This window comes from Vibrio sp. 1641, from assembly GCF_033339995.1.
Taxonomy (GTDB): Bacteria; Pseudomonadota; Gammaproteobacteria; order Enterobacterales; family Vibrionaceae; genus Vibrio; species Vibrio alginolyticus.
Genome location: NZ_JAWOVP010000301.1, coordinates 1 through 611 on the forward strand (window position 1 = coordinate 1; position 611 = coordinate 611).

The window sequence follows — 611 nt, forward strand, 5'->3', positions numbered from 1 at the left end:
TCCTCTGTTAAGGAATAGAACTCATGAAAAAAGCCGCTCTGATGCTCATCACTTTTCTCGGCTTAACCGCATGCAGCCAAGGAGTCACTTCGATGCCAGATAGAACTCAAACCCCATGTGGAAACAAACCTAACTGCGTTTCAACACAAGACCAGCGAGAAGAACACCACCTCGAACCTTTTACTCTCACCGAATCCGCCACATTGGATGCAATTGAGCAAGCAGCACTGCAACTATCGGGGGCTAAAACAGCAGAGAAAGATGGCAATTATCTGCGCATTGAATGCACATCTAAAATCATGCGCTTCGTGGATGATCTCGAATTAAAGATCGACGGGAATACTCTGATCGTGCGTTCAGAATCGCGCGTAGGGTATTCCGACTTTGGCGTCAATCGAAAACGGGCCGAGCAATTACGAACCGAACTTTCTAAAGCAGAACTCATCAAATAGAAAACTGCTGACAGGGAGTGCTATACTCTCGCCGATTAAATATTTTACCTAAAGAGAGTGCTATGAAAGTTGGTATCATCGGGGCGATGGAACAAGAAGTGACCATCCTGAAAGAAGCTATGACAAACTGCCAAACCGTAAACAAAGCAGGTTGTACGT

The 611-nt window shown here is 45.5% G+C and carries 1 protein-coding gene and 1 pseudogene; both read left to right on the top strand.

Annotation, left to right across the window (positions count from 1 at the left end; all coding sequences use genetic code 11):
* The first annotated feature begins 23 nt into the window (after nucleotides 1-23).
* Complete coding sequence (locus tag R7Z47_RS25645) at nucleotides 24-452, top strand: DUF1499 domain-containing protein (RefSeq protein ID WP_005480841.1); 429 nt, start codon at nucleotides 24-26, stop codon at nucleotides 450-452.
* Between the two features lie 62 nt (nucleotides 453-514).
* Nucleotides 515-611, top strand: a pseudogene (locus tag R7Z47_RS25650) (5'-methylthioadenosine/S-adenosylhomocysteine nucleosidase); the annotation flags it as partial.

What these genes read in the sequence shown, in the direction of transcription:
- R7Z47_RS25645 (WP_005480841.1), top strand. Translation starts at nt 24, where the DNA reads ATGAAAAAAGCCGCTCTGATGCTCATCACTTTTCTCGGCTTAACCGCA.